We start from the raw sequence: 6,871 nt of genomic DNA on the forward strand, positions 1-6,871 counted from the left end.
GACGCCGAGGGGCGCTATTACAACGCCCTGATCGCGGTACCAGAGTCCATGGGCGAATACCGAAAGCGTCACCTGGTGCCGTTCGGCGAGTACTTCCCACTGCGCGGCCTGATCGAGAAGATGTCGTGGCTGTTCGAAGTGCCGATGTCCGATCTCAGCCCGGGACGCCCGGACCAGGCCCCGTTGCGCATCGGGGAGGTCGAACTGGGCGCGTCGATCTGCTTCGAGGCGGATTTTTCCCGCGACATTCGGGCCTCCCTGCCGGGTGCCGACATCCTGGTGACGGTCTCGAACGACTCGTGGTTCGGTGACAGTTTCTCGCCCCATCAGCACCTGCAGATGGCGCGTGCTAGGGCGATCGAGTTCCGGCGTCCCATGATCCGAGCGACCAACACCGGGATCTCGGCGATCATCGACGAGCGTGGTGGGGTAGTGCAGGCGTTGCCGACAGGCGAACGCGGCGTGCTGGTCGAGACGATCCAGCCCCGGGAAGGTTCCACGCCGTTGGCCAGGTACGGTGCGTGGCCGGTGTTCGGCCTGATGGGCGTGCTCTTACTGCTGTCCGGCACGGGATACCTGCGTCGCATCCGACGCTCGCCCTGAAGGCAGACGGCGTTTCTCCCGACAAACGAAAAACCCCCATCCATTGGACGGGGGTTTTTCGTATCCGGTTGTCCGGATTTGTGCTGGTGGCTATGGGTGGATTCGAACCACCGACTCCGGCATTATGAGTGCCGTGCTCTAACCAGCTGAGCTACATAGCCAAGCGAGGCGCGCATTATCGGGAACCTGTGTGGTCCTGTCAACCCCGCTTGCGCGCCTTTTGCGGGTTTTCTAGACGTTGAAGCGGAAGTGCACGATGTCGCCTTCCTTCATGATGTAGTCCTTGCCCTCCAGACGCCATTTCCCGGCCTCCTTGGCACCCTGTTCGCCCCCACAGGCGACGAAGTCCTCGTAGGCGACCACCTCGGCGCGGATGAAGCCTTTCTCGAAGTCCGTATGGATCACGCCGGCTGCCTGCGGCGCCGTCATTCCGCGCTTGATCGTCCAGGCGCGCACTTCCTTCACACCGGCGGTGAAGTAGGTCTGCAGGCCGAGCAGTTCGTAGCCCGCGCGGATAACCCGATCGAGGCCCGGCTCCTCGAGCCCCATCTCCTCGAGGAACATCGCCTTGTCCTCGCCCTCGAGATCGATCAGCTCGGCCTCGGTGGTGGCACATACCGGCACGACCATGGCGTCTTCCTGTTCGCCGATCGCGCGGACCTGATCGAGCATCGGGTTGTTCTCGAAGCCGTTCTCGTCGACGTTGGCGATGAACATCAGCGGCTTGGCCGTCAGCAGGTGCAGGTCGTGGAGGAGGGCGGCCTTCTCCGGTTCGAGTTTCATGCTGCGCACGGAGTGGCCCGTGTCCAGCACCTCGGCGACCTCCTTGACCAGCTCGAGCTTCGCGGCCGCGTCCTTGTTCTGCCCGGACTTGGTCTGCTTGGTCAGGCGCTCGACGGCCTTCTGCACCGTGTCGAGGTCGGCCAGGGCCAGCTCGGTGTTGATGACCTCGATGTCGGCCGCCGGATCGACCTTGCCGGCCACGTGTACGACATCATCGTTGGCGAAGCAGCGAACCACCTGCGCGATGGCATCCGTCTCGCGGATGTTGGCCAGGAACTGGTTGCCCAACCCCTCACCCTTGGAGGCGCCGGCCACTAGGCCCGCGATATCGACGAATTCCATGCTGGTCGGAATGACCCGCTCGGGCTTGACGATCTCGGCGAGCTTGTCGAGGCGGGGATCGGGTACGGCGACGACCCCTACGTTCGGCTCGATGGTGCAGAAGGGATAGTTGGCCGCCTGGATGCCGGCCTTCGTCAATGCGTTGAACAGGGTGGACTTGCCGACGTTCGGCAGGCCCACGATGCCACAGTTGAAACCCATAGGGACTCCGTTTCAGTGTTGCGGGGCCGCGGCCGGTCAGGCGGCGCACCCACGTCGAGAATTCCGCGACCGACGCTTTCAGCTCGCCGGTCGATAGCTGTTGATCGCCTGCATGAGGTCCGACTCGTCGGCCCGGGTCAGGTCCGGGGCGAGGTGACGGATCTCGATGATGCAGTCGTCGACGAGCTTTCGCTCGTCCTTCGGTGGCTTGGTCAGCACATAGCCCACCACGGCATCCCGATGTCCCGGGTGACCGATGCCGAGCCGCAGTCGCCAGAAATTGGCGCTGCCGATCGCCGCCTGTATATCCTTCAGGCCGTTGTGGCCGCCATGGCCGCCCCCTTGCTTGAGCCGCATGCGGCCCGGCGGGAGGTCCAGTTCGTCGTGGATGACCAGGATCTCCTCAGGCGCGATCTTGAAGAAGTTCGCCAGCGGTCCGACGGACTGGCCGGAACGGTTCATGAAGGTCCACGGCTTGAGCAGTCGAAGATCCGTCCCGCGGACGGCAACCCGGGTAACCGCCCCACTGAACTTGCGCTCTTCGGCCCATTGTCCGCCAAGCGCTTCGGCGATCGCGTCGATCGCCCAGAAACCGGCATTGTGCCGGGTGTCATCGTACTTCTGCCCGGGGTTGCCCAGCCCCACAATCAGCTTGATAGTCATGGGCGCGGATTATCGCACAGGCGACCGTGGCCGTGTTCGCCAGCGATGGGACAGGGATGCCGCAAAGAAAAACCCCGGCCAGGTGGGCCGGGGTTTGCCGTCTTCGACGGAGGAGGAGTATCAGGCTTCTTCGCCCGCTTCCTCTTCGCCGCCTTCTTCGCCCGCTTCCTCTTCGGTCGTCTTGTCGACCTTCGGCGGATGGATAGCGACGACTGCTACGTCGTGCCCTTCGCCCAGGGCGAGCTCCGGGATGCTGATGCCCTCGGGGAGCTCGATCTGGCTCAGGTGGAACGACTCGTTGACGTCCAGATCAGCCAGGTCGATGGTGAGGTACTCCGGCAGCTGGCGCGGGAGACACTCGATCTCGATCTCGTTGTGGATGACGCTGATCACGCCACCGGCCTTCGCGCCCTTGCTCTCTTCGCGGTTCTCGAAGTGCAGCGGGACGTGCATGCGCATCTTCTGCCCGCGCGTGATCCGCTGGAAGTCGGCGTGCAGGACAACGGTCGTCTTGTACGGATGACGGTGCAGGTCACGCAGCACGACCTCGTCGGTCTCGCCGCCCACGGTGAGCTCCAGGATATGCGAGAAGAACGCCTCGTGGTCGAGGTGCTTCAGGAGCTCGTTGTGGTTGATGGTGATCGACTGCGGCGGCTTGTTGCCCCCGTACACGATCGCCGGGATGTTCCCTTCGCGACGCAGGCGGCGGCTCGCACCCTTCCCCTGATCTTCGCGAACGGACGCATCAATCTTGAACGTTTCTTGAGACATGATTTCGTCCACTCCAGAAATAAAAAAACCGCCGGACGACCCCGGTCGGGCCGGATGCCGGCGTGTGGTTCCGATTGCGGCCCGCGACCAAGCCACAACCAACACGCGCCACCCAATGGGATGGCGCGCGAATTGTACCGGAATGGGCCCCAATGCGGAAGGGGCGGGGCGGAATCAGTCGTCGGTGTAGAGAGAACTGACCGATTCGTCGGTGTGAATCCGACGGATGGTTTCGGCGAGCATGCCGGCAACGGAAAGTACGCGGATCCGATCGCACTGTTCCGCTTCCGGTCTCAAGGGCACCGTGTCGGTGATCACCAGCTCGTCGAGCGACGAGGCGTTGATGTTCTCGATCGCCTTGCCGGAGAGGATGGGATGGGTAGCGTAGGCCACCACCTTTCGGGCACCGTGGTTCTTGAGCGCATCGGCGGCCTTGCACAGGGTCCCGGCGGTGTCGACCATGTCGTCGACCAGCACGCAGGTCTTGCCCTCGACCTCGCCGATGATGTGCATCACCTGGGACACATTGGCGCGCGGACGGCGCTTGTCGATGATCGCGAGATCCGCGTCGTCGAGCCGCTTGGCGACGGCGCGGGCACGTACCACGCCGCCGACGTCCGGCGAGACGACGATCAGGTCCTCGTACTTCTGCCGCCAGATGTCCCCCAAGAGGATCGGGGAGGCGTAGACATTGTCCACGGGGATATCGAAGAACCCCTGGATCTGGTCGGCGTGAAGATCCACGGTCAGGATCCGGTCGACGCCACCGCTCTGCAGCATGTTGGCGACCACCTTGGCGCTGATCGGCACGCGGGACGATCGGACGCGTCGGTCCTGACGGGAATAGCCGAAGTAGGGGATGACCGCGGTGATGCGGTGGGCGGATGCCCGACGGAGCGCGTCCGTCATGAGCATCAGTTCCATGATGTGATCGTTCGTCGGATCGCAGGTGGGCTGGATCACGAAGACGTCACGACCACGGACGTTTTCCAGGATCTCGACGGCGGATTCGCCGTCAGAGAAGTGCGTTACCGATGCCTGCCCGAGTTGGCTGTCCAGGCTCTCCGCAACCCGCTCGGCCAGTGGCCGATTGGCGTTGCCCGTAAAGACCATCAAGGAACGTGTAAATGACATCGGTCTCGCCGGTAATTTGGCTGGGCCGGCAGGATTCGAACCTGCGAATGCCGGAATCAAAATCCGGTGCCTTAACCAGCTTGGCGACGGCCCATTCGAAAGAGGTGCGTATCCTAACCAAGGGATCGGCGTTTGCCAAGGCCTTCAGCCAGTTTTTTTGCTCCGATTTGCCCTTGGTTCGCTAACTGGCTGATTTTCCGGTTTGGCGACCGGCGAAATGAAAAAACGACGCAGGGCCGGGTGGCGTTCGGCCAGGTCGTGTCCGATACGCTCGCCCTGTTCGCGACTGTCGACGGGCGCGAACAGGCAGGCGCCCGAGCCGGTCATGCGGGCAAACCCGGCTTGTACATGCAGATCGCGAAGCAGGGCGGTCAGGGCAGGGTGGGCACGTGTGACGATCGGTTCGAAGGCATTCTCGGCTTCGCGCCAGTGTTCGAGTACGTGATCGTCGTCCTGCTTCGGAAAATCCCGACGCAGGCCGGGGTCCGAGTAGAGGCTCGCCGTGTGCGCCGGCATGTCCGGAACGAGCACCAGGTATTCCTGCGGCCCCTCGGGCACCTCGGTTGACCGGGTACGCTCGCCGATGCCGTGGGCCACCGCGCTGCGTGCACGGATGAATACCGGGACATCGGCGCCGAGCCGGACGGCCACCGCTTCAAGCTCCCCGGGCGTCAACGCGAGGTTCCAGAGTCGATTGAGCCGGTTCAGCAGGCAGCCGGCGCTCGCCGAGCCGCCTCCCAATCCTCCGCCGACCGGGATGTTCTTGCGCAGCATGATGTCGGCGCCCAGACGGGCCGCGCTTGCAGGGGATAGACGTCCGGATTCCACTGCCGCTTCCTTCAGTGCCATGGCGGCCCGATATAGGAGGTCGTCCTCCGCGCGGGCCGGCTGACCGTCGGTGTCTTCGGCGCCTGCGATCCAGGTCACGCGGATCTGGCCGGAGCGGTCCGGTCGGACGTTCAGTTCGTCACCGTATTCCAGCAGCTGGAAGTAGGTCTGCAGTTCGTGGAAACCATCTGGCCGGCGGCCGTTGATGTGCAGGAAGAGGTTTAGCTTGCACCCGGCCATCAGCCAGCCGGTCTCGCCGCCGGCATTGTCGCTGGCGCAGTCGATCATCGAGTTGCACCCTCGAGCAGCCAGCGGTCGATTACCAGCCGTATGCGTACATCCTCGTTCTTCATTTCGATGAAATGGGGCAGGGCGAGTGAGTCTCCAACGTCTTGGTACCGATCGTATTCGAGGTCCCAATCGGCCTCCGACAGCCGGACAAGCCGGCCAGCGTCGTCGAGGCGAAAATCGGTGGCGGGCAACTCGGCCAGGGATTCGGTGGGCAGCCCGCGCACCCAGCGGGGCAGACGGTCGAGCGGGATGCGCCAGCCGGTCTGTTCCTCGAGGAGCGCCACGGGGTCGGTCGAAAGACGGCTGTTGCCCTTGCCGTCCGTAATCAGCATCCGCTGGGGCGTTCCCGTGAGGGCGATCCGGCCGGTGTCGAACGGTCCACGGAGACTCAGGGCGGATACGGGACCCACCTGGGTCCAGTCGAGGCTCCCGCTGCCACCGGTCACGCCGGAGCGCACGGCCGCACGGGCTTCGAACTCCCAATCGTTCAGCCCTTCAAGTTGCTCACTGTGCTGCTCCCAGGCCGAGAGCTGTTCGGCCGAGGGGGGCGTGCCCCGCTCCTCGCGATCGAGCAGGGTGGCACATCCCGAGAGCAGGGACAGGGGGAGCGACAGGACGATTGCCACGGGCAGGCGAGCGAAAAACGGGGCAGGGAGGGTCATCGAAGTTTTCTTGGAATCCTTTCTGTGGATGGACTTGCGGTTGCGCGTTACTCGCCGCTGGCCGGCAGGAGTTCGGGGGCGTAGCGACGGAGCGTCTCGAGCAGCGTACTGTCACGGGGATCGAGTTCCAGCGACTCTTCCCAGATCTTCATGGCCTGTTCGCGCTGGTCCTTCTCCCACAAGACCTCGCCCAGATGCGCGCCGATCTCGGCATTCGGTGACTGTCGGTAGGCAGTCTCCAATGCGGCCTGCGCCTCGTCTAGCTTGCCCTGGCGGTACTTGAGCCAGCCGAGACTGTCCATGTAGGCGGCGTTACCAGGGTCGATCTGCAGTGCCTGGCCAATGAGCGTTTCGGCCTCGTCGAGGTCTCGGTTCAGGTCGGCCAACGTGTAACCGAGCGCGTTGAGCGCCGAGGCGTGTTCGGGCTCGCGGTCGATGATGCTGCGCAGCACATCGATGGCCAGATCCTGCTGCTCGAGGGCGAAGAGGCTCATGGCCTTCTGCAGACGGAAGTCGTTTGCCTCGGGCCAGGCGTCGAGTGCCCGGTTGGTTACCTCGAGGCTGCGCTCGAACTGGCCAACCTCGGCCAGTGT

At 64.0% G+C, this 6,871-nt stretch carries 8 protein-coding genes and 2 tRNA genes; 1 reads left to right on the forward strand and 9 read right to left on the reverse strand.

The annotated features are described in order from the left end of the window. A partial coding sequence (gene lnt, locus ACESL5_RS09000) for an apolipoprotein N-acyltransferase (protein WP_372592451.1) occupies window positions 1-603 on the forward strand: 603 nt, incomplete at its 5' end. An 84-nt stretch (window positions 604-687) separates the two neighbouring features. Here the strand turns inward: lnt and ACESL5_RS09005 are convergent. The 9 genes from ACESL5_RS09005 to ACESL5_RS09045 form a co-directional block, all read right to left on the reverse strand. After that, window positions 688-764: transfer RNA gene (locus ACESL5_RS09005), tRNA-Met, on the reverse strand. A gap of 70 nt (window positions 765-834) precedes the next feature. Next, complete coding sequence (ychF, locus tag ACESL5_RS09010) at window positions 835-1,929, reverse strand: redox-regulated ATPase YchF (protein ID WP_372592452.1); 1,095 nt, start codon at window positions 1,927-1,929, stop codon at window positions 835-837. Between the two features lie 78 nt (window positions 1,930-2,007). Then, complete coding sequence (pth, locus tag ACESL5_RS09015; RefSeq protein WP_372592453.1) at window positions 2,008-2,592, reverse strand: aminoacyl-tRNA hydrolase; 585 nt, start codon at window positions 2,590-2,592, stop codon at window positions 2,008-2,010. A gap of 120 nt (window positions 2,593-2,712) precedes the next feature. Further along, window positions 2,713-3,363, reverse strand: a complete 651-nt coding sequence (locus ACESL5_RS09020; RefSeq protein ID WP_372592454.1) for a 50S ribosomal protein L25/general stress protein Ctc — start codon at window positions 3,361-3,363, stop codon at window positions 2,713-2,715. Window positions 3,364-3,537: 174 nt separating this feature from the next. Continuing rightward, window positions 3,538-4,497 carry a ribose-phosphate diphosphokinase gene (locus tag ACESL5_RS09025; RefSeq protein WP_372592455.1) on the reverse strand — a complete coding sequence of 320 codons (960 nt, stop codon included), beginning with the start codon at window positions 4,495-4,497 and terminating at the stop codon, window positions 3,538-3,540. A 17-nt stretch (window positions 4,498-4,514) separates the two neighbouring features. Beyond that, a tRNA-Gln gene (locus ACESL5_RS09030) sits at window positions 4,515-4,591 on the reverse strand. 50 nt (window positions 4,592-4,641) lie between these two features. Further along, entirely contained in the window at window positions 4,642-5,613 is a 972-nt protein-coding gene (gene ispE / locus ACESL5_RS09035) for a 4-(cytidine 5'-diphospho)-2-C-methyl-D-erythritol kinase (RefSeq protein WP_372592456.1), read from the reverse strand. Then, window positions 5,610-6,278 carry a lipoprotein insertase outer membrane protein LolB gene (gene lolB / locus ACESL5_RS09040; RefSeq protein ID WP_372592457.1) on the reverse strand — a complete coding sequence of 223 codons (669 nt, stop codon included), beginning with the start codon at window positions 6,276-6,278 and terminating at the stop codon, window positions 5,610-5,612. The genes ispE and lolB overlap by 4 nt, the downstream gene beginning before the upstream one ends. 47 nt (window positions 6,279-6,325) lie before the next feature. Beyond that, a partial coding sequence (locus ACESL5_RS09045; RefSeq protein ID WP_372592458.1) for a tetratricopeptide repeat protein occupies window positions 6,326-6,871 on the reverse strand: 546 nt, incomplete at its 5' end.

The organism is Guyparkeria sp. (assembly GCF_041687595.1).
Classification (GTDB): domain Bacteria; phylum Pseudomonadota; class Gammaproteobacteria; order Halothiobacillales; family Halothiobacillaceae; genus Guyparkeria.